The organism is Cryobacterium sp. Hz9, from assembly GCF_004402825.1.
Classification (GTDB): domain Bacteria; phylum Actinomycetota; class Actinomycetes; order Actinomycetales; family Microbacteriaceae; genus Cryobacterium; species Cryobacterium gelidum.
Window position 1 is genome coordinate 207,630 of the sequence record NZ_SOFC01000021.1, and the last position, 23,241, is coordinate 230,870.

General features: G+C 65.8%; 26 protein-coding genes. 2 read left to right on the plus strand and 24 right to left on the minus strand.

Annotation, left to right across the window (positions count from 1 at the left end):
- Positions 1 to 9: 9 nt before the first annotated feature.
- From E3N85_RS10755 to E3N85_RS10810, 12 genes are all read right to left on the minus strand, one after another.
- Positions 10 to 1,020 carry a hypothetical protein gene (locus E3N85_RS10755; RefSeq protein WP_134463034.1) on the minus strand — a complete coding sequence of 337 codons (1,011 nt, stop codon included), beginning with the start codon at positions 1,018 to 1,020 and terminating at the stop codon, positions 10 to 12.
- The gene (locus E3N85_RS10760) at positions 995 to 3,046 is read right to left on the minus strand and encodes a flagellar biosynthesis protein FlhA (RefSeq protein ID WP_134463036.1); all 2,052 of its coding nucleotides are present in this window, start codon (positions 3,044 to 3,046) and stop codon (positions 995 to 997) included. The genes E3N85_RS10755 and E3N85_RS10760 overlap by 26 nt, the downstream gene beginning before the upstream one ends.
- Positions 3,043 to 4,170, minus strand: coding sequence for a flagellar biosynthesis protein FlhB (locus tag E3N85_RS10765; protein ID WP_134463038.1), 1,128 nt, complete (start codon positions 4,168 to 4,170; stop codon positions 3,043 to 3,045). The genes E3N85_RS10760 and E3N85_RS10765 overlap by 4 nt, the downstream gene beginning before the upstream one ends.
- Positions 4,171 to 4,929 carry a flagellar biosynthetic protein FliR gene (locus E3N85_RS10770; protein WP_134463040.1) on the minus strand — a complete coding sequence of 253 codons (759 nt, stop codon included), beginning with the start codon at positions 4,927 to 4,929 and terminating at the stop codon, positions 4,171 to 4,173.
- Between the two features lies 1 nt (position 4,930).
- The gene (gene fliQ / locus E3N85_RS10775) at positions 4,931 to 5,206 is read right to left on the minus strand and encodes a flagellar biosynthesis protein FliQ (protein WP_134463042.1); all 276 of its coding nucleotides are present in this window, start codon (positions 5,204 to 5,206) and stop codon (positions 4,931 to 4,933) included.
- On the minus strand, positions 5,203 to 6,063 hold the full coding sequence (gene fliP / locus E3N85_RS10780; RefSeq protein WP_241978438.1) for a flagellar type III secretion system pore protein FliP: 861 nt from the start codon (positions 6,061 to 6,063) through the stop codon (positions 5,203 to 5,205). The genes fliQ and fliP overlap by 4 nt, the downstream gene beginning before the upstream one ends.
- Positions 6,060 to 6,521: a flagellar biosynthetic protein FliO gene (locus tag E3N85_RS10785; protein WP_134463044.1), complete on the minus strand. Its 462-nt coding sequence runs from the start codon at positions 6,519 to 6,521 to the stop codon at positions 6,060 to 6,062. Before E3N85_RS10785 ends, fliP begins: the two co-directional genes overlap by 4 nt.
- Complete coding sequence (fliN, locus tag E3N85_RS10790) at positions 6,522 to 7,229, minus strand: flagellar motor switch protein FliN (RefSeq protein ID WP_134463046.1); 708 nt, start codon at positions 7,227 to 7,229, stop codon at positions 6,522 to 6,524.
- A complete protein-coding gene (locus tag E3N85_RS10795; RefSeq protein WP_174722478.1) occupies positions 7,226 to 8,137 on the minus strand; it encodes a flagellar motor switch protein FliM in 912 nt (303 codons plus the stop codon). The genes fliN and E3N85_RS10795 overlap by 4 nt, the downstream gene beginning before the upstream one ends.
- A 62-nt stretch (positions 8,138 to 8,199) precedes the next feature.
- A complete protein-coding gene (locus E3N85_RS10800; RefSeq protein WP_174722479.1) occupies positions 8,200 to 9,057 on the minus strand; it encodes a flagellar motor protein MotB in 858 nt (285 codons plus the stop codon).
- Positions 9,054 to 9,920 (minus strand): motility protein A, encoded by an 867-nt coding sequence (locus E3N85_RS10805; RefSeq protein WP_134463048.1) that lies wholly within the window; start codon positions 9,918 to 9,920, stop codon positions 9,054 to 9,056. Before E3N85_RS10805 ends, E3N85_RS10800 begins: the two co-directional genes overlap by 4 nt.
- Entirely contained in the window at positions 9,920 to 10,153 is a 234-nt protein-coding gene (locus E3N85_RS10810) for a flagellar FlbD family protein (RefSeq protein ID WP_134463050.1), read from the minus strand. Before E3N85_RS10810 ends, E3N85_RS10805 begins: the two co-directional genes overlap by 1 nt.
- 198 nt (positions 10,154 to 10,351) lie before the next feature.
- Between E3N85_RS10810 and E3N85_RS10815 the strand changes: the two genes are divergently transcribed.
- A complete protein-coding gene (locus E3N85_RS10815) occupies positions 10,352 to 12,034 on the plus strand; it encodes a multicopper oxidase family protein (protein ID WP_134463052.1) in 1,683 nt (560 codons plus the stop codon).
- A gap of 1 nt (position 12,035) precedes the next feature.
- Complete coding sequence (locus tag E3N85_RS10820) at positions 12,036 to 13,121, plus strand: hypothetical protein (protein WP_134463054.1); 1,086 nt, start codon at positions 12,036 to 12,038, stop codon at positions 13,119 to 13,121.
- 190 nt (positions 13,122 to 13,311) lie between these two features.
- Here the strand turns inward: E3N85_RS10820 and E3N85_RS10825 are convergent, their stop codons facing one another.
- From E3N85_RS10825 to E3N85_RS10880, 12 genes are all read right to left on the minus strand, one after another.
- Positions 13,312 to 14,481 carry a flagellar hook protein FlgE gene (locus E3N85_RS10825; protein WP_134463056.1) on the minus strand — a complete coding sequence of 390 codons (1,170 nt, stop codon included), beginning with the start codon at positions 14,479 to 14,481 and terminating at the stop codon, positions 13,312 to 13,314.
- Positions 14,482 to 14,547: 66 nt separating this feature from the next.
- A complete protein-coding gene (locus E3N85_RS10830) occupies positions 14,548 to 14,994 on the minus strand; it encodes a flagellar hook capping FlgD N-terminal domain-containing protein (protein ID WP_134463058.1) in 447 nt (148 codons plus the stop codon).
- Between the two features lie 13 nt (positions 14,995 to 15,007).
- Positions 15,008 to 16,468 (minus strand): flagellar hook-length control protein FliK, encoded by a 1,461-nt coding sequence (locus E3N85_RS10835; protein WP_134463060.1) that lies wholly within the window; start codon positions 16,466 to 16,468, stop codon positions 15,008 to 15,010.
- Complete coding sequence (locus E3N85_RS10840) at positions 16,465 to 17,145, minus strand: C40 family peptidase (protein ID WP_134463062.1); 681 nt, start codon at positions 17,143 to 17,145, stop codon at positions 16,465 to 16,467. Before E3N85_RS10840 ends, E3N85_RS10835 begins: the two co-directional genes overlap by 4 nt.
- A complete protein-coding gene (locus tag E3N85_RS10845; protein WP_134463064.1) occupies positions 17,142 to 17,621 on the minus strand; it encodes a flagellar FliJ family protein in 480 nt (159 codons plus the stop codon). The genes E3N85_RS10840 and E3N85_RS10845 overlap by 4 nt, the downstream gene beginning before the upstream one ends.
- Positions 17,618 to 18,955, minus strand: a complete 1,338-nt coding sequence (locus tag E3N85_RS10850; RefSeq protein ID WP_370289231.1) for a FliI/YscN family ATPase — start codon at positions 18,953 to 18,955, stop codon at positions 17,618 to 17,620. Before E3N85_RS10850 ends, E3N85_RS10845 begins: the two co-directional genes overlap by 4 nt.
- Positions 18,952 to 19,569 (minus strand): FliH/SctL family protein, encoded by a 618-nt coding sequence (locus E3N85_RS10855; RefSeq protein WP_134463066.1) that lies wholly within the window; start codon positions 19,567 to 19,569, stop codon positions 18,952 to 18,954. The genes E3N85_RS10850 and E3N85_RS10855 overlap by 4 nt, the downstream gene beginning before the upstream one ends.
- Complete coding sequence (gene fliG / locus E3N85_RS10860; protein WP_134463068.1) at positions 19,559 to 20,575, minus strand: flagellar motor switch protein FliG; 1,017 nt, start codon at positions 20,573 to 20,575, stop codon at positions 19,559 to 19,561. Before fliG ends, E3N85_RS10855 begins: the two co-directional genes overlap by 11 nt.
- A complete protein-coding gene (gene fliF / locus E3N85_RS10865) occupies positions 20,572 to 22,188 on the minus strand; it encodes a flagellar basal-body MS-ring/collar protein FliF (protein ID WP_134463070.1) in 1,617 nt (538 codons plus the stop codon). The genes fliG and fliF overlap by 4 nt, the downstream gene beginning before the upstream one ends.
- Positions 22,188 to 22,502 carry a flagellar hook-basal body complex protein FliE gene (fliE, locus tag E3N85_RS10870; RefSeq protein WP_134463072.1) on the minus strand — a complete coding sequence of 105 codons (315 nt, stop codon included), beginning with the start codon at positions 22,500 to 22,502 and terminating at the stop codon, positions 22,188 to 22,190. The genes fliF and fliE overlap by 1 nt, the downstream gene beginning before the upstream one ends.
- Positions 22,502 to 22,891, minus strand: coding sequence for a flagellar basal body rod protein FlgC (locus E3N85_RS10875; protein WP_134463074.1), 390 nt, complete (start codon positions 22,889 to 22,891; stop codon positions 22,502 to 22,504). The genes fliE and E3N85_RS10875 overlap by 1 nt, the downstream gene beginning before the upstream one ends.
- Positions 22,888 to 23,229 (minus strand): flagellar basal body protein, encoded by a 342-nt coding sequence (locus tag E3N85_RS10880; protein ID WP_134463184.1) that lies wholly within the window; start codon positions 23,227 to 23,229, stop codon positions 22,888 to 22,890. The genes E3N85_RS10875 and E3N85_RS10880 overlap by 4 nt, the downstream gene beginning before the upstream one ends.
- Positions 23,230 to 23,241 lie beyond the last annotated feature (12 nt).

The window sequence follows — 23,241 nt, forward strand, 5'->3', positions numbered from 1 at the left end:
CTTTCCAGCCTACCGTTCGCCGTCGCCGGGTCGGGAATACGGCAGGGCCGCGCGGCGGCCGGTCGGTGCAGCGGCCACCCGCCCGTCCATCCATTGCACCGGCAGCCCGAGGTCGTCGACCGTGGCCGGAGAGGTTGTGAACCGGCGGCCGAGCGCGGCGACCGCGTGCACCTGAACGCTGCTGACGACCATGTTGACCCAGCGGATGGTGTCCTCGGTTTTCCGGCTGGCGTCGACGACCACCCAGACCTGGTCAGCACCGATCGCGGTGAGCGTCGCCGCACGCGCGACAGCATCGGAGGCGGGTTCGATCCCACAGGCGATGAACGTGCTGTGTCCCATCTCCACACCGTTAGCTCGTGCCGACACGGCGCTTCGCCGGTGGTCGACACGCTCGATCCGGTCGTGCAGGAGTGTGCCGGAGATGCGGAGTTCCCCCGCACCAGCCACACGCAGCATGAGGCGCGCGATCGTGAGCGGGTCGTCCACGAGCCCGACGATCAAGACCAGGTCTCCCGGCCGCGTCAGCGGAGCCGGTACGGGCGGTCGGGCCAACGCCGGCGGAGCCGGTACCGCAGCCGGTGCCGCAACCGGCAACACAGCCGGCACCGCAGTTAAGGCGACGTCCGGGCCGGGCTCCGCCTGTGAAACGACAAGCTGGCCGGTAGCGAAGGTGAGTTCGTCCATGAGCTGGGCGAACCCATCGGAGGCCGTCGACACCTGCGGGGAGGACTGGGTCGAGTAGAGCCGGGATTCGGCCTCGTCGGCGTCGTCGAGCAGCGCTGCGATGCCCAGCCGCGCCGAGATATCGAGGCCGGCGTGCGCCGATTTCTTGCGCTGCGCAGGTTCGACGACCTCGACCGTGATCTCAAAGTGCTCGCGCGCAAAGAATCCGCGGATGCCGCCGACGGTGACCCGCTCGGCCGCGATGATGGTGGCGTTTGCGCCGTGCTCGGCAACGACGCGTTCCTGCAGCTCCCGAAGCGTGGGACCCTCAAGCAGAAATCGTTTCGGCTCCACGGACCACACCTACTGTCTCAATGGTCACATTCGCCGACGTTACTTCCTGGTACGACAATACCGGCAGGCCGCCGGTCTGGGTGGAGATGAGGCGCCGGATCGCCGGGCGAAGCGCCGGGGCACAGACCAGCACCGCTGTCTGGCCGCTGGCCTCGACCTTGGCTACGGAAGTGCGCACGGAGCCGAGCACGGCTTCGATGCGGGCCGGATCCATTAAGATCTGTGTGCCCTGATCGGAGGGGCGCAACCCTTCGAGCATGGACTGCTCGAGGGTGGGTTCGATCATGATGACTCGCAGCACAGTGCCGTCGAGATACTGCGCGGTCAGTGCCGGGCCGAGGGCCTGGCGCGCGGTTTCAACTAGCCCCTCCGGGTCATTCGATGCCTTGGCCCGCAGGGAAAGCGCCTCGTAGATGCGCGGCAGATCGTTGATCGGAATCTGCTCGACCAGCAGCCCTTGCAGCACGCGTTGCACCTCGGCGAGAGAGAGCAGGCCGGGAATCAGATCGTCGACGGCCGAGGGATTGACCTGCTTGACACCCTCCGTGAGCACCCGCACGTCTTCCCGGGTGAGCAGACGCGCCGCGTTCGTGGTGATGATCGACGAGAGGTGGGTCACCACGACCGAGACCCGGTCGATTACGGTCGCGCCGGTCATCTCGGCGCTGTGCCGCATCTCACTCGGCACCCATTTACCGGCCAGGCCGAACACCGGCTCGATCGTGACCTGCCCGGGCAGGGTATCGAGGGCGTCACCGAGGGCGAGCACCTTGCCGGCCGGTGCCAGGCCGCGCCCGTATTCGACGCCAGCGATACGAATGACGTAGGTCGACGACGGCAGGTCGACGCTGTCGCGGGTGCGCACCGGTGGCACGACCACACCCAGATCCATCGCGACTTTACGGCGCAGACCGCGCACCCGGGCGAGCAGGTCATCGGAGGCGCCGGAGACGAGGTCGACGAGGTCGGGCGAGAGCATGATCTCCAGCGCATGCACGCGCATCTGCTCGATCAGGTCTTCGGTCGTATCGGTCTTGGGGGCACTCTTCTCCGAGGCCGTGGTGGCCTCGATGCTCGCCTGTTTGGTGACCTCGCCGGCCTTGATGCGTTGGGCGATCAGCATGAGCGCCATACCAACGATGAGGAACGGCAGCACCGGCATGCCCGGAATGAGCGCCATCAGCACAGCGGCGGCTCCGGCAATGGTCAGGGCGTTCCTCGACTGCGTCAGCTGAGTGGATGCCGTCGACCCGATATCGGTCTCCGCATTCGAACGGGTGACGATCATGCCGGTGGAGACGGCCATGAGCAGGGCCGGAATCTGGGTGACGAGGCCATCGCCGATGGTCAGCAGGGCGTAGGTATTGATCGCCTCACCAACCTCCATGCCGCGCTGCAGCATGCCGATGGCGATACCGCCGATGAGGTTGATCACGATGATGACGAGCCCGGCGATAGCATCACCCTTGACGAACTTGGAGGCGCCGTCCATGGCACCGTAGAAGTCCGCTTCGGCGGACACTTCGGCCCGACGATCCTTGGCCTCGGCGTCGGTGATCAGGCCGGCGTTGAGGTCGGCGTCGATGGCCATCTGCTTGCCGGGCATGGCGTCGAGGGTGAACCGGGCGCCGACCTCGGCCACTCGCTCGGCGCCCTTGGTGACGACGACAAACTGAATGACGACAAGAATCAGAAAGATGACCGCGCCGATGATGATGGAGCCGCCGACGGCGACGTGCCCGAAGGCTTCGATCACCTGGCCGGCATAGCCGTCGCCGAGTACCAGGCGGGTGGAAGCAACGTTGAGGCCGAGACGGAACAGGGTCGCGACGAGCAGCAATGATGGAAAAACCGAGAAGTCGAGCGGTTTCTTCACGAACATCGTCGTGAGCAGGGTGACCAGCCCCAGCATGATGTTCAAAATGATCAGGACGTCGAGCAGGCCGGCCGGAATCGGTACGACGAGCAGCAGGATGATGCCGACCACGCCCACCGGAACGGCAAGCTTGATGAGATTGCGATTCATGAACGGCCTCCGGCAGTCTGCGGTGATGATGATGATGGGGCGGTGAGGGCGCTCATGGTGTGGGTTCCCGCCGTACTCCCTCGCTTCTGCAGGGCCATGACGAAGGCGAGCACCCGGGCGACCGCGTTGTAGAGTTCGGTCGGAATCTCGTCGCCGATCTCACATGCCGCATGCAGGGCCCGCGCGAGCGGCACGTCCTGCACGATCGGCACCCGATCGGTCTCGGCCTGCACGCGAATGCGGGCGGCGATATGGCCGACCCCCTTGGCGACCACGCGCGGAGCCGACTTGCCCGGTTCGTATTTGAGGGCCACGGCCACGTGGGTGGGGTTGACCAGCACGACGTTGGCATCAGCGACCGAGGTGATCATGCGATTGCGGCTCATCATCAGCTGGCGGGAGCGACGCTGCGATTTGATCAGAGGGTCGCCCTCCGATGCTTTGTTCTCGTCTTTGACCTCTTTCTTGGTCATCAAGGTCTTCTTGCGATTGCGTTTCATGATGACGAAGATGTCGGCGGCGGCGAGAACGAGGCCGGCCGCGACGGCCGCTTGGAGAAGCGCGGCCGTTCCGCTGCCGGCGGCGCTGAGCAGCTCAGATACCGGCAGTCCCCCGGCGGTCAGCAGCACCGGCATCAGTCCCTGAATCACCAAGTACAGCACCACCCCCACAGCGGCGGTCTTGGCGAGCACTTTCACACCCTCCCACAGCGCCTGCGTGCCGAACACACGTTTCATGCCCGTGACGAGATTGAACTGCTCGTAATTGCCGGTGAACTTCTTGAAGTGGATGCCGCCCTGCAGCGCTGCTCCACCCAGCACGACGATGAGCACCACGACAAAGAACGGCGTCAGAATATCGGCCAGCGAGGACAGTGCGTTGCCGAGGGCTTCGACAGCGACGCTCGGATCCGGATTGTTGGCGAGGGTGCCGATGCGGTACATCTGGTCGGTTCCCGCGGCGCCGCCCGCCGCGATGGTGGCCGGCAGCATGAGGCCGGCGGCGCCCACGCCGAGCCACGCCGTGACATCCTGTGATTTGGACAGCTCGCCCTTTTCGCGCACCCGCTTCATGCGTTTCTCGGTGGCTGGTTCGGTCTTCTCGCCGGAGTCGGTTTCGGACAACTACCTCACCCCCATAAGGGCGTCGAGGGCCTGCCCGGTGAGAGACGACACGATGCGCGGCAGGGCCACGAAGACCGTCGCTGCGAGGATCAGCGTGATAAGGATCTTGAGCGGAAAGCCGAGGGCGAACGCGTTGAGCGCGGGGGCGACCCGTGTGAGCAGGCCGAGGCCGGCATCCGCTAAAAAGAGCACCACGAGCAGGGGGCCGGCGATCTGCACGGCGGCGAGAAACATCTGGGTCGTGGCGGCGATCATGGCCTGCGCTGGCGCGGCGAGGTCCAGGCCCGAGCCGAGTGGAATGGCGGTGTAGCTGCGAAACAGGCCGCCGAGCACGAGTTGGTAGGCGCCAGAGGCGAACATCAACGCGAGCGCGGTCATGTGGAACAGTCGGGTGAACTGTGCGCCGTTGATCATGGACTGGGGGTCGAATCCCTGCGCCATCTGGAATCCGCTGAACATGTCGATGAGCCCACCGGCCGACTGCACGGCGGCGAAGACCAGGAAAACCAAAAAGCCCAGGGTGGCACCGACCAGAATCTCCAGAATCAGGGCGCCGACGAAGCCGGCGGTGTTCTGGGAGACGTAGTCGGCGGTGACCCGCGGCGACACAGCCAGGGCCAGTCCGATGGCGAGCATGGCTTTGATCCGTGCGGGGAATGCGCGATAGGAGAACGGCGGCGCGATGACCAGAAAAGCGACCATGCGCACACCGGCGAGCATGACCGCTTCGATCCAGGCGAAATTGAGGTTGAACTCCACGTCAGCCTCCGCCGAGCAGCGCGGGGATCTTTTCGAACAACTCGTTGGTGAACGCGACCGACTCGGCGATCATCCAGTGGCCGCAAATCAGCAATGCGAGGGACACTGCGACGGCCTTGGGCACAAACGACAGCGTGACTTCTTGAATCTGGGTGATCGATTGCATCAGCGAGATGGCGAAGCCCACCACGAGGGCGGTGATGAGTACAGGTGCCGACAGTTTGGCGGCGAGAATGAGCGCCTGCAGACCGATATCCAGCACCGCATTGGTGTTCATGCGGCCATCTGATAACTGCCGATGAGGCTCGTGATGATGAGTCCCCAGCCGTCGACGAGAACGAAGAGCAGAATCTTGAACGGCAGGGAGATCATGACCGGCGGCAGCATCATCATGCCCATCGACATCAGCGCCGCGGAGACGACGATGTCGATGACCAGGAACGGGATGAAGATGACGAACCCGATGATGAAGGCGGCGCGCAGTTCGGAGATCATGAAAGCGGGAATGAGCGTCAGCAGGGTGACGTCATCGGGGTTGTCAGGGTTCGGCTGGTCGGCGGCCCGTGTCATCAGGGCAAGGTCTTCGCCGCGCGTGTTGGCGAGCATGAATTGCCGCAGCGGCTCCGAACCCAGGTTGAGCGCATCCGTAAAGTTCAGGGAACCATCAAGGTAGGGCTGCAGGGCCACGCTGTTGATATCGGTCAGCACGGGCGCCATGATGAACAACGACAGAAACAGAGCGAGGCCGGCGAGTACCTGGTTCGGCGGGATGGACGGCAGCGCCAGGGCGTTGCGGGTCATTGCGAGCACCACGAAGATCTTGGTGAAGCTCGTCATCATGAGCAGCAGCGCCGGCGCGACCGACAGCAGGGTAATACCGAGCAGGGTGACGATCGCCGAGGAGGGCGCCCCGTCGGGGCCGTTTATGTCGATGCTCAGTCCACCGCCGCCGGAGTCGGTCGGATCGGTCGGATCGGTCGGATCGGTCGGAGGCGTCGGGTCGATCGGCATGGCATGACCGGCCGTCGCCCCCAGCCAGAGCAGAATCGTCGTGATCACCACGATGAGCACGATCAGCAGGCCGATGCGGGCGGACGAGGCCCGGGAGACAATCCGGTATGGTGCGGTGTTCACCGGCCCTGCCGAAGTAGTGCGGCGGTCTGGCGCCACGTCGACGGCGATAGGATCGACCCGGCAAGTGAAGCGGAGGGGGCGGGCTGCGCAACGCGAGCCGGGTCATCCGCTTCAGCGGCGGCAAGGGAACGGGCGAACTGCGCCGCCGGCGCCGATTCCGGCCCGCCCAACACCGAAATGGCGGCGTCGAGGGTCGTCGGTGTCGCGGGCGTGAAGGGTTTCTCGTGCAGCACGGTCACGGCCTGTTCGGTCACGCCGAGAACGAGGCGCGTGCCCTCGACCTCGATGACGACAACGGATGCCTTCTGCCCGATGGGCTGACGGCCCACGACGGTCACCGGGTTGGCGACACCCAACGCGCGTGCCCCCCGCGACAGGCGTCGCTGCAGGTACCAGAGCATTGCGAGAACCACGCCCAGCGACAGGACGACACGCGCCGCAACAATGAGGGTGTCCACTTACGACAGGCCATCCTTGACATCGAGAATCTGCGTGATGCGCACGGCGTAGTCCTGGTCGACGACGACGATTTCGCCGTGCGCGATCAGACGGCCGTTGAGGAGGATATCGGCCGGTGCTCCGGCGGAGCGATCCAGTTCGATGACGGCACCCGGATTGAGCGACAAGACATCGCGTACGGACATGCGCGTGCGCCCGATCTCGACCGTCAAGGACATTTCGACGTTGCTGATGCGCCCAAGGTTGCCTATGGCGGTGCGGTCTTGCGTCGAGCCTGGTCCGCCGACGAGCCCGTTTCGGCGCACGCGAATGGCAAACCAGCCGGTCACGACCCCGCCCGCACTCAGTTCAAAAACCTCGGTGTCTTCGGCGGCGAACAGCGCCGAGGCGTCTTCGACCCGGGAGTCGCCGAGCACGCCGATTCCGAGCACGCCGGAGGCGCTCTCCAGGGCCGGACGCAGAACGTCCTGGCTGGAGACGAGCTGGGTGTTGGCACCGGCGGCGGCGTCGAGCGAGGCGGAGTCGCTGAGCACCACGGCCAGGTCTGCGGATGTCGTGCCCACAAACGAGGCCACCACGGCCGAACCGAGGCGCGACGTTAGCTCCGCGCTGCCGGGGTGCGGCACGGCCTGCAGCGGCACCGTCGTGGGCAACACGCGAATGAGTGCGTCGACGGCGACTTCGGGAATGGGTCGGGTAGAAATCATTGAGCTGTCTCCTCGGTATCAATGACGATGCAGGCCAGCCGGGAACCGTTGGTCCCGACGGCCGCGCGGGCCAGCGACTGGCCGTCGACGGTCAGACTGAGCGGACGATGCTGGGGATGCGGAATGTGCAGAACGTCGCCGACGGCCAGCGACAGAATGCGGCTGGGGAGCACGCGCGCCGTCTGGAGTCGCAGCGACAGGTCCACCGGCACGGCGGCGATCTGGGCCTGCAGAAATTCGGCAGCGTTCGACGTGGTGCTCGTGGGGTTCGCTTCGCCGAGTTGCGGCATGAGGGCCGTGGCGGGAATCGCCACCGTCGCCGTGGCGGTGATCTTCTCCACCCGAATGGCGAAGGTCGCGACCACCATCAGGTCGCCGGTCGCGGCCGCCTGCGCGAACTGCGAGTTGTACTGGATCGCCTCCACACCCATTTCGTCGACGATCAACGGGCCGAAGGAATAGCGCAGGTCTTCGAGGCTCTCAGCGATGAGCTTGCGAATCAGGGCCAGCTCGATTTGAGTGAAGTTGCGTTCGGCGGGAACCGGGCTGCTGCTGCTGCCACCGAGCATATGGTTCACCCAGGTGAGCGCCGATGTGGTCGGAAACTGAATGACCGCGCGGGCTTCCAGGCCGGCGACCGTGCACAACACCATGGCGGTTTTCGGTGGCAGGGAACCCGCGTACTCGTCGTAGGTGGCCATGAGTACCTGCTCGCAAGTCACCATGCAGAGCACGCGCACGCGTGCGGTCAGCTGGGTGCCCCACTGCCGCGCAAAAGTCTCAAAGGCCAATTCCAGAACGCGCGCGTGTTCCCGAGCCAGGGTGGTGGGACGCCGAAAATCGTACAGCTCAATGTTCCTCGCCGCTTTAACGGGCGCACTGCTGTCGACCTGATCCTGGACTGTCACGTTGGCACTATCGGCCGGGGTGGCCGCAATGTTAGAAGCCTCCGCCAACGGATGCGCTTACGTCAGTTCTCCGCCACCACGCCGGGAATGAGCGCCCGCACGCTGTCCGGCTGGTCCGACAGCAGCACGATGTCGACCCGGCGGTTCTGTGCCATGTCTTCGATCGTGGACCCGCTGTTCGCCGGCTGGGCCGATCCGAAAGCGACCGCGGAGATCAGTTCACCGGCGACACCGCCCTGCTCGACCAGGCGACGCAAGACCTGGGTTGCCCGACTCGCCGACAGTTCCCAGTCGGTGGGGAAGGCCTGCGACTGGCCGTGTTTGTCGGCGTGCCCCTCGACCGAGATTCTTAGCCCGGTGGCTCCGAGCGCCGGAGCCGCGGCTTCGAGAACCGCGGTCGCGGCCGCCGTCAGCTGGGCGCTGTCCGGTGCGAAGAACGTTTCGCTTCCGACCAGCCCGAGAGTCAGGCCACGGTCAGTGATGTGAAATTCCACCAGGTCGGCCACTCCGGCTGCGGTCAGGCTGGCGGCGACGGCGGTCTTGATCTGATCGAGCTTCGCGACCTCCTGCGCGGCCGCGTGTGTGTGCTCCATCGCCTGCGCCGCGGTGTCGGCCGGATCGAGTGTGTCGGCCGAGTGAGTGACCTCGGTAGGCGATTCGGCCTTGGTGTCGACGAGGTCAGCCGGCACAACAACACCCTCGGCGGTATCGACCTTGCCCGCATCCACCGCTCCGAAACCGGTGGCCAGGGAGTTGGCGAGCTGATCGTACTTGTCCTGATCGACGGTCGACATGGCGAACAGCACGATGAACATACACATCAGCACGGTGACCATGTCCATGTAGGAGGCCATCCACCGTTCGTCGGGGTGAACGTCCTCCTCGTCGACCATCTTGCGGCGCCTGGCGCGCACACTCATGCTGCTGCGGGAAGGTCTTTGTCCTTACCCTTACCTTTGCCGTTGGCCTTGGTCTTGCCGGTGGAACCGGCGGCATCCGCTGCGCTTTGCTTGCCTTTGGCACCCGTTTTCGGTAACAGCTCAGCGGGGACCATGGCGCGCAGGCGTTCCCCGAGGAGTCGCGGCTGACTGCCAGCCTGCACGGCGAGGGCGCCTTCCATGACGAGGGTCATCCGGTCGGCCTCGAGGTCGGCCAGGCGGCGCAGGCGCGAGCCGAGCGGCAGCCAGATGAAGTTGGCCGAGAGCAGGCCCCAGAGAGTCGCGACGAAGGCGGCCGCGATCATCGGTCCCAGTGTCGCGGGCGTATCCAGGTTCTCGAGAACGTGGGTCAATGACACGACCGTGCCGATGATGCCGACCGTCGGGGCGTACCCGCCGAGGCCGGTGAAGAATTTGGCCGCATTGCGATTCGATCGAGTCTTTGTCGCGATCTCGTCCTCGAGGAGCATCCTCAGTTCATCTCCGTCGGTGCCGTCGGCGATGTTCTGCAGCGCGCCGCGCAGGAACGGGTCGGCCACCTTGTCGGACTCCTGGTCGAGTGCGAGGAGTCCGGCGCTGCGAGCGGTTTCGGCCAGACCGACAACCTGGTCGATGACGGACTGCGGCGGCGTAGTCTTGCCGAGGAACGCTCCGGGTAGTGCTTTGAAGGCAGACGTGAAGTCCTTGATCGTGCCGCCAGCGAGGCCGACCGCAATGGTCGCACCGAAGACCAAAATCATGGGCGCCGGCAGCAGGATAGACATGACGGAGGAATGCTCGAGGGTGATCATGGCCACGAGCGCGCCGAAGGCGAGCACCAGGCCGATCAGGGTTGCGGGATCCACTAGAGCTTCCTGGGGCCTCGCGGCAGGTCCCCGGCGCTCGGATCATAGGCGAGCGCGATGACGTGGGCCCGATAGCTCGCGATCTTCTCGATGACATCGTCCATGGACTCGGTGACGATGAAGTTGGCGCCGTCAACCATGACCAGGGTGGTGTCGGGGTTGGCGTGGATGCGTTCGATCAGATCAGGATTAATCGCAAAGTGACTGTCGTTCAGCCGCGTAAGTACGATCATCTGCTCATCCTGTCCCGAACGGCTCGAGGGAGACGTCACGCTGCACTGTCGGCCGCCGCGCCGCTCATGTTAGCTAGCGCACCGGGCCAGTTCGCCCCGAGCCCGCACGGAACAGCACCTCCGCGCACAAGGTTTCCATAAGGCCGTCAGGCCACGCTGTGCCATGAACTCATCTCAACGCACCGCTCTGGAGTGATTATGACAACACGTAGGGAAATACTGCAGTTGGGCGCTGTGGGCGCCGTCGGCGCGATGAGCGCCCTCGGCATGGCCAGGATGTCGGACCCGGTCCCCACCCCCAGCCTGCTGGCGCCCGCGAACATGCCCGTCCCGTACGCGGGCGTATTCCGCCGCCCGCCCGAACTGGTGCCGTACGCCACGGGCTTCGACGATGGCGACCCGGCGCGGCCATTCGCCAAATTCGCCCTCACCGAGAAAATAGCGCAGGCCCAGATCCTTCCGGGGCTCTCCACCACCCTGGCGGGGTACAACGGTATCTTTCCCGGCCCGACCATTCGGGTGCGGCAAGGCACCCGTTCCGAGGTGCGCATCCGTAACGCTTTGCCGGCAGCAGGGCTCCTGCACCCGGCGGCGTTCAACACCGTCACCCACATGCACGGCTCGGCGTCGTTGCCCCAGTACGACGGGTATGCCAACGATTTCACGGCTCCGGGCAAAGTCAAGAACTACCAGTACCCCAACTGGCAGTCCGCACGCACGCTCTGGTACCACGACCACAACCACCTAGTCACGAGCCAGAACGTGTATTCAGGACTCGCGGGTTTCTACCCGATGTCGGACCGGTACGAGCAGGCGCAGCTGCCGCAGGGCGAGTTCGACGTGCCGCTGATGATCTCGGACGCAATGTTCAACGCCGACGGCTCTCTGGGGTTCAACGACAACGGCCACGCGGGTCTGTGGGGCGACGTGATCATGGTCAACGGGGTACCGTGGCCGACGATGAAGGTCAAGCCGCGCATCTACCGCTTTCGAGTGCTCGTGGCCTCGATCACACGCTCCTATCGACCCACCCTGTCCACCGGTGACCCCTTCTACGTCGTCGGCACCGACGGCGGCATGACGCCCAAGGTGGAGGCGGTTCAGTCCTGGCGGCAGGGCACGGCAGAGCGCTACGAGATCCTGATCGACTTTCGCAAGTACAGGGTCGGCCAGATGATCGAGATGCGCAACCTGAGCAACAAGAACAACGTCAGCTACGCCAACACGAACAAGATCATGCGGTTCCAGGTGGTGGCCGACTCGGGCTCCACGGCCGGGTCGATCTCCGCCATCCCCACCACCCTTGACGACGGCGGCTCGGCAAACCCCGAGCGCGGCGGCCTCGACGTGATGAAGCTGACCCCGGAGATGGCGGTGGCGAAGCGGATACTTCGAGTGCAGCGCGAGGGCGGAGAATGGACCATCAACGGGGAGACCTGGGAGGATGTGGCGGCCTCCGGGTTCTCCCGGTGCTTCGGCAGCCCGCAACCGTACTCCGTCGAGCAGTGGACCATCACGAACGAGTCCGGCGGTTGGTTCCACCCGGTGCACATTCACCTGATCGATGCCAAGATCATCGCCCGAAACACCAACGGCGGCAAGCCATTCCCCTGGGAGGGTGGGCCGAAGGACGTCTTCTACGCGGGAGAGAACGAGTCCATCACCATGCTGATGCAGTTCAACACCGGTGCCCACACCGGCGGGCGGTACATGGTGCACTGCCACAACCTGGTGCACGAAGATCACGACATGATGGTGCAGTTCTCGGTCGGCGACTGGCGAAACAACGACCCGGTCAGCTCCGACTATCCGGTCGTGGACACCACGCCGATGGGCTCGTATCCGCCGGTGTATCGACCCGGGTTTGCGGCGGGAACCTGAGATGAACACCGTCAGAAGGATGCTCACGGCGGTACTCATCACGGTCGCGCTGAGCGGATGCACCGCCGTGTCGGCACCTCCGACAACCGCTCTTGTTCCCATTCCGGCCAAATTGAGCGTCTCCGCTGAGACGGGGACGGATGCGGGCAACGACCGGCCTATTGTGTCCTACGACGGGCTGATGGTTCGACGCAGGGTGGTGATCGCAATCCACTCGACTCCCGACGCCGATCTCGCCGCGCTCCGCACGGTGCTCGATAACGCGGCGAACCAGAGCCAACTAACCCTGTCCGACATCTCTCCCGACGTGCTCGACCCCGCCTCGCTCGAGCACCTGGTGCCGGAGCTGATCGTAGCCATGCCGATGGGGGGTACCGTTGCCGAAGCCGGAAACCTGGTCAATCGTGCGTACTTCCAAGACCCGGCCGTTCCCGGGGTGGACCACTACCATGTCGCCGAGGTCCTGGTACACGATCTCCGGTTCGCGGTTCGGGCGACCAGCCCTGACGTACTGGAGCAGTCCATCGCCCGGGAAGGCATCCTGTCGGACGCGCTCGGCAACTACGCCACCACCCTCCGCACCGGTGAACTCGACGTGACCTACACCGGCCCGCTCCTCAGCGATGAGCTCATACAGTCGGTTCAGTACGGCATCGCACGCGCCGCGCATACCCAGGTGGCCGCGGTCACCGTTTCCCCCCGCACGACCGCCGGGGTCGGTGTGGACATGGCAAACGAGCCAGCGCCCGCGCCCGCGCCCGCGCCCGCGCCCGCAGCCACCGAATCGGATTCGGACCATAACCACGATGCCACGCCCGGCGACGGCCACGTCGAATCAGGCAACGGCAAGGACGACGTCAACGACGCTCCCGATAACAGCGACGGACGACGAGCGGACGACAACTCCGGCTCCGGCGCTAACGGCACGGTCGACGATAACGGCAACTCCGACCCCGGGACTGATTCCGGCTCCGATACCGGCGAGAACAGTGGCCGCGGCAGTCAGGACGACTCCGGCAAGAATGACTCCGGCAACGGCAGCTCCGGCAACGACGACAGCAGTGGCAGTGGCGGTAACGACGACTAGCGCCGCGCAAGCCGTCCACGGGGTGCCGACAGTTGATCCCGCGCATCGCTGACGGACGAATACTGTTGGACACGCCGGGAGGTCCACATACGGCTTGGTCCTGATCCTGCTGCAACAACTCTGGCCCCGGCATATGCCAGGGCCAGACGACTTGCGTGAGTGAAAAAAGACAATCTAGTGGTGCGAAAGACTACCGCTTGAGGTTGGTGAGCTCCTGCAGGACCTCGTCGGACGTCGTGATGATGCGGGCGTTGGCCTGGAAGCCGCGCTGGGCGACGATGAGGTTGGTGAATTCCTGCGAGAGGTCGACGTTCGACATCTCCAGCGCCCCGCTCGTGAGCGAGCCGAGGCCGGCCGCGCCCGCGGTGCCGAGTTCGGCGCCGCCGGAGTTGAAGGTGGCTCGGTAGGCGGAGGATCCGGCCTTCTCGAGCCCGCCGGGGTTGACGAAGGTCGCGAGGGCGATACGGCCGATGGCCTGCTGTTGGCCGTTGCTGAACAGGCCGACGAGGGTGCCGTCGGCGCCGAGCGTGTAGCTGTTGAGCGTGCCCGCCTCGTTGCCGTCGTCGGTAGCACCGGCAACGGTGGTCTGGCCGGAGAAGCCCCTGAGGGCCGTGAAGTTCATGGCGATGCGATCGACTACAAGCTTGCCCGAAGGGGTGAAGGTTCCTGTGGTTCCATTCGCCGTGAGGGTAATGCTCGCGGTGCCGGCAGTGTCTGCCGCCGTCCAACCGGTGTTGGTACGGGTGAAAGTCAGCGAGACCGTGCGAGAGTTGCCCAGCTCGTCGTAGACGTCGATGGTGCGCACGAGCGTGGTGTCGGCCGCGGCGTCCGACGGCAGGTTGCCGGTGAAGGTCGCGGCGGTCGAGGCTGAGGCCGGCACGATGGCGCCCACCGGCAGGGTGATGTTGCCGGTGGCTCCGCCGTCGGTGACGACGCCGTTGTTCGCGCCCCAGCCCTGCACGATGGCGCCGTCGGGCGAGACCAGGCGGCCGGCCGAGTCGAAGTTGAAGGAGCCAGCACGGGTGTAGAGGGTCTCGCCGCCGAGGGATGTGACGAAGAAGCCGTCGCCGTTGATCATGAGGTCGGTGGTCTTGCCGGTCGCCTGGGAGGAGCCCTGCGCGAAGTTCGTGGAGATTCCGGCGACCTGCACGCCGAGGCCGACCTGAGCCGGGTTGGTACCGCCCGCGGTGGGGGTGGCGCCGCCGGCAGCCTGGGTCAGCTGCGAGAGGGTGTCCTGGAATTGGGCGGCGGAGGCCTTGAAGGCCGTCGTGTTGACGTTGGCGATGTTGTTACCGGTCACGTCGAGCATGGTCTGGTGTGAACGAAGGCCGGAGATGCCTGAGTAGAGAGAACGAAGCATAAGATTCTGCCTTTCAAGAAAAAAATGAAGTGTGCGGTGAAATTGGTGGGGTGGCGCAACCGCGGATCAGGCCGCGGTGGTCGCCACCGTCGTTCTCGTCACGCCGGAGATGACATCGAGGGCGACGGCTTCCCCATTGACGGTGACCATGGGCACGGGACCGGCAAAGGAGACCGATGAAGCCAGCCCGGTTATCTCGGCACCATCAGCATTGGTGAAGGTGACCGTTTCCCCTACCAGTGCAGCCGCGGAGGTGCGCATCTGCAGGGAGAAGCCCTCCTCGCTCGCGGTAGCCATTTGCGCGAGTTTCTCCATCATGGCGAGCTGGGTGGTCTGAGCGATCATCTCGTTGGTGTCCATCGGCGAGCTGGGATCCTGGTTCTGCAACTGCGTCACCAGCAACGACATGAACACCTCCGAGTCCATGGACTGATTGGGGGTGCGCGTCGTGGTCGTGGACGAGTACATTCCGGTCGGAGCGGCGGCATTGGCCGCCAGGGCGTCGATTGTCACGGTTATTCTCCTTCTAAGCCAGTACGTCGATGGTGTGGGTGGACCCGAATCGGGGCGTTCGGATCTCCTGCGGAGTATCCGCTGCTCGACCGTTTGGACTCCGACCGTCGGGATTACGGCCGTCAGTCTCGGCCCGCGGCTGGCGGGCGGCACCGGGATCGCGCGCCTGGCTGTCCGACGACAGATCGAGCTGTGCGCTCAGCCCCGATCCGGCGAGGTCACGGCGAAGGTCGGGCAGAATCACGCGCAGGGCCTCGCGGGCCAGGTCGGTGGGAGCGAACAGCTCCACCCGAATGCCTTCTCCGGTCACGTGCGCCCGCACGGTGACCGGCCCGAGGTTGTCGGGCGTCACGCTGAAGGTCAGCACGTGCTCGCCGGGAGCAGCGCTGGTAAGCGAGAACAGCGGCTTCATAATCTGCGCGGTGAGCGGTACTGTCGCGGCGGGTGCCGCTGCGGCTACCGGGGCGGTCGCGGCCGTCGGCAGCGTGGGTGGCACGGCGGGTGGCAGCGTGGGTGGCAGGGCGGGTGGCAGGGCGGGTGGCAGGGCGGGTGCGACCGGTGCCGCTGGTGTGGCGGCGGCGGTGCTTGTACCGGCCAGTCGCAGCGAGTCAGGCGCAGAATCGGGCGCAGAGCCGGGCACAGATCCGAGCACGGATCCGAGCACAGCGGAGCCTGTCAACCCGCCGGCGAGCACACTCGCGCTTGCCGGCGGTATTGCCGATGCGACAGCCGATGATGCGTGAGCTGGCAGCACGGCGACATCCGCTCTGGTGGATAGTGTCGCTGCGGCCCCTGGAGCCGTCGTCGCACCGGTCACCGCCTCGTCGGGGCGGCCTCGGGCTGCTGTGGCTCGGCCGGCAACGCCCGTGGCTGGGGCGACGACGTTGAGGAACGCGGTGTCCGTCTGGGCCCCGATGCTGTCATCACCGACGGGCGCCTCCGCAGCAGCAGCAGCAGCAGCAGGGGCCGGTGTGGCGTCCCCGGCGCTCCCGTCGAGGATCTCAGCGTCAACGGGCACGGTTTCAGCAGTGCTGCCAGACGCAGTAATTTCAGATGCGGTGCTGTCAGACGCAGTGCTGTCAGACGCACTGCTGCCAATCGCGACCGCCGCGCTGGCGGCCTGCGCCGGTTCTGCAGCAACGCCGACGGCGTTGACCCAGGTGAGGGCCGCCGAAAACGACGTGGGAGACACTACCGGTATCGCGGGATCGGCGGGAGCGGAATCAGCCGCAGCCTCCGGGAGACCGGTTGAGGTCGACTCCGGGGCGCAATCCCGCGCGCGGTCGGTCTTCCGCTCCTTCGACGAAGCGGTGACCGACGACCCGGCAGCCTGCTCGACGAGCGTGTCTTCCATGATCGACCCGAACGTGTCGGCGCTCGGCGCAGCCGAACCCGGACTTGTGTCGCGTGCGACCGACGTGATGGCGGGAGCCGCGGCAGTGGGTGGCCGAAACTGGCCGAGGGTGAGAGTCATAGTGCGCCTCCCGTGACTGGCGGGTTCTGTTGGGCGAAAGCGGTGAAGGCGGCGCTGAGCATGTTGGCGGGGCCGGTACCCGTGGCAGCGGTGTCGGTCGGAATGATGCGGCGGATGGTGGTGATGTCGGCATCCGTCATATAGGCATCCCGCAGGGTGACGGTGCGTCCGGGGTACGGTGCGTGGATGACCTTGTTGTCGCCGGCGTAGATAAGGATATGGTCGCCGCCGCCGGTGACGATGAGGTCACCGGGCTGGGCTTCGGCCAGCGATGCCACCTCGGTGCCCATCTTCATCTGCCCCGACACGAGGCGCGGCAGTTCTATTCCGATATCGGCATACACGGTCTGCACGAGTCCGGAACAGTCCATTCCGCTGGAATCCTCACCGCCGAAGACGTAGGGCACGCCGAGGTATTTCCGTGCAGAGGCGACAACGTCGGCGCCGGCCGTGCCGTTGGTCGAGCTGGTGGCTCTGGTGCTGGTGGCGCTCGCTCCGGCGGTGCCAGCAGTTCCGAGCGCCGCCGCGAGGGTGGCCGCGAAGCTGCCAGCAGAAGCGGATGCCGCAGCGGGCGTCGCGGCTACCGTCGTGGCGACCCGCTCGGTCGACACGTTGGAGAGCTGCTGCAGCGTCGACTGGATCTGGCTGATTCGGCCCATGGCCGCGATCATCGTCATAGCGTCTCCCGCTCATTCATCGTGGCGGTGTCGTTCGTAGCGGTGTCGTTCGTGGCGGTGCGGCTGCGGTGCCAGCGGGCCCCGGCGATTTCGTCGAGCACGGTCTGCTGGGCGTGCAGATCTTGAGCCAGCAGGGCAGCGGTGTGCCGATCGTGCAGCTTTTCGAGCGCGACCGACTCGGCTCTCGCCGCATTGTACGTGGACTGTGCCGACTTCAGGCTCTCCCGGTGGTTGCTGCCGACGGCTTCAAGCTCGGCGAGCATGCTGCGCGACGACGACCGCGCCGCGGCCATGGCGTTGAGGGCGGCGGTGGTCTGCGGGGAATTGCCGAGGGCGCCGAGGGCGGTGCGGGCGCGCCCATGGCGGGCCTCCAACGCCGCTACCCGGGCGTTCGCTTCGGCGAGGTCGAGGGCAGCCTGATCCTGCTGCAGTTTGCGCAGTCGCAGCAGCCCGGCAAGGGGAAAGAGGCGGCTCATGCGACAGTCCCGAACGTGCGGGACAGCCGGGTGAGCTGGGCCCAGGCCTGCTCACTGGGAGTCTGGTCGTTCATCCGCTGCTGCAGAAATTCCGTGATGGCCGAATTGTTCTCGACGGCGGCATCGACCAGCGGGTTCGTGCCGGCACGGTAGGCACCGACGTCGAGCAGATCCTGCGCGCCCTGACGGGCCGCCATAACCTTGCGCAGGGTCGTCGCAATCGCCGTACGCTCCGCGCTGTTCACTCGGGAGGCCACCCGCGAGATGGAGGCGAGCACATCGACCGACGGAAAGTGGCCGGTGATGGCGAGTTTGCGGTCGAGCACGACGTGCCCGTCGAGAATGGACCGGGCTGCGTCGGCGATGGGCTCGTTGTGGTCGTCACCGTCGACAAGCACCGTGTACATTCCGGTGATCGAACCGGTCTCACCGGTTCCGGCGCGTTCCAGCAGTCGGGCGAGCACCGAGAACGTCGAGGGCGGATAGCCGCGGGTAGCCGGCGGTTCGCCGACCGAGAGGCCGATTTCGCGCTGGGCCATGGCCACGCGGGTGAGCGAGTCCATCATGAGCATGACGTCGGCGCCCCGATCGCGAAACGATTCGGCGATGCGGGTCGCGGTGAATGCGGCGCGCAGCCGCATCATGGCGGGTTCGTCCGAGGTGGAAACCACGACGATGGAGCGGGCCAGTCCTTCTGGGCCCAGATCGTCTTCGAGAAACTCGCGAACCTCACGCCCGCGCTCCCCCACCAGCGCGATGACCGACACCTGGGCATCCGTTCCGCGGGCAATCATCGACAGCAATGACGACTTTCCCACGCCGGAACCGGCGAACAGTCCCATGCGCTGGCCGCGACCGACCGTCGTGAGCGTGTCGAGAACACGCACGCCGAGGTGTAGCGGAGTGGTGATCCGTGCCCGGTGCATGGCCGAAGGGCTGTCGTGTTCCAGCGAGACAAAACTGTCGGAGTCGAGCGGGCCCTTTCCGTCGATCGGGCGGCCAAGACCGTCGATGACGCGTCCGAACAGACCACGGCCGGTGGGCACGAGCAGGGGCGAGCCGGCCGACCGCACGCGGGCGCCGGCCTGCAAACCGGTGATGCGGCCCAACGGCATGCACCGAATGCCGCTCTGGGTCGTGGCGACGACCTCCGCATCGATACCCGCGTCGCCCGATCCGACGCCGAGCGTGACAATGTCACCGATCGCCGCGCGCAGACCGCGCACTTCCACGCCGAGACCGACGATGGACGACACGATTCCGACCCGCTCGGGGCGGCCGGCCGCGATCGCCCGCACGAGGTGCGTGGCACGCGGGCGCCAGGCGGTGATCACGCGTCGACCTCGTCGAGGGCGGCCTTCGCACGTTCGAACGCCGTGCCGATGCGGGCATCCAGAAAACCATCGCTGAACTCGGCGATCGCGTCGCCGCGCTGCAGTCGGGCATCCGCGACAAAACGGATGCTCTCCAGCGCCCGCGTCTGCGCGCCCAAGACGACGAGGTCGTCCGGGTGCATACGAATGGTGTGGATCTCGTTGCGGTCCAGCTGGTCGGGCTGATGCAGGGCGCGTTCCAGGGCGCGGCGGGCCGACGGCTCGGTGCGGCTGAGTTCAGAACCCAGAATGGCCTCGGCCAGCTCGAGAGACGTTTGCACAAGGGTCGACTCCGCCTGCTGGATCAGCGGAATGCTGCGTTCGTCGAGGGCCCGAGCCGCGGCGGCGAGCAAGCTCACCGCGTGGTCGATCTGTGCTTGACCGGAGCGTTCATTCTCGGCGTGCTCGGCGTTGATCTCGTCGGCGCGCCCGGCGACATCCGCTGTCGCCAGGCGCAGCCCCTCGGTGTAGCCGGCCACGTGCCCAGCGGCGCGCGACTGCGCGGCCGCGCGATCCTGTTCCTCGTCGCGTAGACGCGGAAAAGTCATGCGGCCGAAACCGGTGTCAGTTGACATATTCGTCCTCAGCACCGCGCTTCACCGTGATACTGCCCTGCGCTTCCATGTCGCGAATGGCGCGCACGATTTCGGCGCGGGCGTCTTCGACCTGGCTCACGCGCACCGGCCCGAGGCTCTTGGTCTCGTCGTCGAGCACGTCACGGTTGCGCTCGGAGAGGTTCGCCCGAATAACTTCGGCGACGGCGGCGGAGGTGCCCTTCATGGCCATGGCCAGAACGCTGGTGTCGATGCCCCGCAGCACCTGCTGCACGTCACGGCTCTCGAGCTTGACGATGTCGACGAAGGTCAGCATGCGGGATCGAATCTCTTCGGCGAGGCTCGGATCGCGCTGGGCGAGGCCCTCCAGCAGAGCGCGCTCGGTGGCGGCGTCTGCTCGGTTGATGATGTCGATGAGCGGCTGAACGCCCCCAATTACCTCGACACTTTCTCGCGCGACGATCTTTCCGGTGCGTAGTTTCAGCGTGTCGGTAACCACACGAATGGCCTCGGGGGTCGCGCTCGACATGGTGGCGATGCACTGGGCAACGTCGGTGCGCAGCCCGGGCTCCATTCCCGACAGCACAGCGGATGCCTGATCGCGGCGTAGGTGCGCCAAGACCAACGCAATGGTCTGAGGCATTTCGCCGTCGAGCAGATTACGGACATCACCGGGCTCGGAGGGGTCGAGAAACTCGAACGCCTTGCCGGCCATGGACGTGGCGACCCGGTTCATGACGCCGGCCGCACGCTCGGCACCGAAGGAGGCTTCGAGAAGTCCGACGGCAAATTCGTGCCCGCCGCGGGAGAGCCGGTGGCCCTTCTGGGTGATTTCGTGGAACTCGTTGAGTGTGGACTCGGCGAGTGCCGGATCGACGTTGCGCAGCTGGACGATTTCGCTGGCAATGACCTCAGCCTCGATGTCGCTGAACTGTTTCATGACCTCGGTCGCACGCTGGCGATCCATGTTCATAAGCACGACGGCCACCTTCTGGGTGCCGGTCAGCGGCGTGTGCGTCTCAGTCATGCGCGCTGCCGATCATCCATGAGGCCACGGAGCAACTCGGCCGTGCTGCGTGGGTCGCTCTGCGCGAGCGAGTCGATCTCGGCGCGACGGATGTCGGTGTCACTGGGTACGAACGCCACGGTCGGGAGGACCCGCGTGGGGGTGTCGCTCCCCTGGTTGAGGAACAGGGCGGCGGGTGAGGCGGTGACCGACAGCGGTGCGGTCGCTCCACCGAGCGCGGTCTGCATTTCGGTGAGATCGCCGATCTCGACCGATTCCCGGCTCTGGCGACGCGAGCGGCGCGCGTACAGAATGAGGCTGACGATGAGCGTGATGACGATGCCGGCGGTGATCACCGCTACCCGCAGAATCTCGGCGAACCGTTCGGCGGCTGTGGCATCCGCTGCCGCCTGCAGCGCGGCAGCGGCAGCAGCAGCGCCCGTGGTGTCGAACGCCATGACCTCCACGGTGACTGCGTCGCCGCGCACCGCGTCGATTCCGGCGGCCGAGGTGACGAGCGAGGTGATGTCGACCACATTGAGCTTGGCTGCGGCATCTGCGTCGACGGCCACGGAGACAGTTTGCCGGGTGATGGCTCCGGCCGGAATCGTGCGGCTCTCGGTCACCTTATTGACGGCGTTGTTGCGGGTGGTCGACTCGCTCGAGAACGTACCGTCTGTGGTGCCATCGGCCACGGTGGCCGTGTTGGAGCCGAGTACGCCGGCGGCGCTGCCCCCGGTTCCCGAATAGGTCTCGGTATCGACGGATTCGTTGAGGGCCGGAGTCTCGTTCGGGGCGGTGAACGACTCTTCCACCCGTTCGGCTGATTCATAGCTCATATCGGCAGCAACGACCACGGTGGCGTTGCCGGCACCGACGACCTTGTCGAGCATGGCCTGCACGGCGGTGCGAACACGAGTTTCATAGTCGGAAGCCTGCTGATCGGCTCCTCCGGTAGCGCCGACGCCGACGGCAGAGAGTACGGCGCCGGTTGAGTCGACGACGGCCACGTCGGCCGCGGTCATTCCGTCGATCGAGGCGCTGGTCAGGTGCACGATCGCCTGCACCTGGTCGTTGGTAAGCGAAACGCCGTTTTGGGTTTCAACGAAAACAGATGCCGTCGGGTCGTTCTTCTCCGACACGAACACGCTGTCTTCGGGAATCGCGAGCTGTACCGAGGCCATCTTGACGCCGTCGAGCGCGCCGATGGTCTTGGCAAGTTCGCCCTCGAGCGCGCGCTTGTAGGTGACCGACTGCTGAAACTCGCTCGAGGTGACACCCATGGTATCGAGCAGGGAGTACCCCCCGGTGCTCGACGTTGGCAGGCCGATGGAGGCGGCCTTGATGCGTTCGTCGTAGACGTTCCCTTCGGGCACCAGAATGGTGGCGCCGCCGTCGGCCAGTTGGTAGTCCACGCCGTCGGTGCGCAGCTGCTCGACAATGCTGTTCGCGTCTTCGCCGCTGAGACCCGAGAAGAGGGGCGTGTACGCCGGCTTGGTGACCCACATGCTGAGCGCGGCGATGCCGAGTACGAGCACGGCGACGCCGATGATGGCGACCGTACGCTGGGCGATGGTGAACTCGCGAATAGCGTTTCCGAAACGCTTGAAGGCGCTGGTGACTTGCCGGGGCATCAGGCTTGCATCCTCATGATCTCGTTGAACGCGTCGACGCCCTTGTTACGTACGGCGGCGACGAGCTCCATGGTGACCTGCGCGCGGGTAGACGCGATCGTGGCGGTGTGAATGTCGTTGAGGTCACCGGTGACCGCCTGAATAGCCAGGGCATTCGAGGTTCCCTGCAGCTGCTGCAGGTTGTCGATGGCGCCCGAGAGAGCGGTGCCGAAGCCGGAGCCGTCGGTGCGCTGCGTGGCGGTCGTGGCCGAGCTGCCCATGACACCCGAGAGCGAGGTCGTGGCGGCTGTTGCGTTGATAGCGCTGAGTGGCATCAGCCACGTCCGATCTGTAGTGCGGCTTCGTAGGCGGTCTTGGCCCGGTCGACGACGGCGGCGTTGGCCTGGTAGCCACGTTGGGCCATGATGAGGTTGCCCATCTGCTTGGCCATATCAATTTCGGGGTAGCGCACATAACCATCGGCATCGGCCAGCGGATGCTCCGGCTCGTACACGAGGGTTCCCTCGGCTCTGCCGAAAGCCGCACTCGCGCTGGCACCGACGTTGCCGGCACCTTCCTGCGCCACGATGTAACGTTCCTGAAAGACGGCGTTGTCGGTCGCTGTGGCGGTGTTGGCATTGGCGAGGTTGTCGGCGATGGCGTCGAGCCACTTGCGGTGCAGGGTCATTCCACTGCCGGCGATGCCGATAGCGTCGACCATCAGGCGGTCTTCATTGCGGCGCGAATCGACGAGACCGGGCCCTCGACCGCCTTGGCCGCGAACTGGTAGCGCAGCAAAGCATCGATGTTGGCGAGGGTCTCGGTGTCGAGGTTCACGTTGTTGCCGTTGAGCAGCGTCGGTTCGAGTGAGCGCTCGGTCGTGGCGGCCGAAACACCGTTGCCGTCAGCCACCGATTTGGCCAGCGCATTCTCGAACGAGACGACCTTGGCGTGGTAGTCGGGGGTGTTGATGTTGGCGATGTTGCTCGCGATGGTGCGCTGGCGCAGTGCGAGGCCGTCCAGGGCGCTCGTGAGGGCCAGGGAGGTCACGGAATCCAGCATGAGTACCCGCTT